The sequence below is a fragment of the Dietzia massiliensis genome (assembly GCF_018390595.1).
Lineage (GTDB): Bacteria > Actinomycetota > Actinomycetes > Mycobacteriales > Mycobacteriaceae > Dietzia > Dietzia massiliensis.
Window position 1 is genome coordinate 1 of sequence record NZ_JAHBAV010000289.1, and the last position, 375, is coordinate 375.

General features: G+C 75.7%; 1 pseudogene. It reads right to left on the minus strand.

Going from position 1 to position 375, the window contains the following annotated elements:
- A pseudogene (locus tag KHA85_RS17250) lies at window positions 1-375 on the minus strand (HNH endonuclease signature motif containing protein); the annotation flags it as partial.

The following is a 375-nucleotide window of genomic DNA, read 5'->3' on the forward strand; positions in this document are numbered from 1 at the left end:
CGCCGGTGGCGATGACGGTGACCTTCGGCCGCAACACCGGCGCCTGACCGGTGCCTGCGGGCGCGCCCGGGCGACTCGACGTGCTCGCGGGGCCGCCCCCGTCGGCACCGTCGGTGTCCTTGGAAGCGCTGGCAGCGTCGGGGTGGGTGGGGGTGTCGCCGCAGATCAGGGACATCAGGGCGTCGGCGCGGCGTTCGGCCTTGGAGTAGTTCGGCTCCGGCTCGACAGGCTCATCCGGGGCGGTATCGGGATCGGCGGCCCGCGCCGCGGCAGCCGCGGCGGTGGCGTCGGTGTCGGCGGCGTCGTGTTCGGCGACGCGCTGGTCGAGGGCTTCGGCCAGGACGGCGGCTTCCTCGGTGGCCAGCAGGGCGGAGA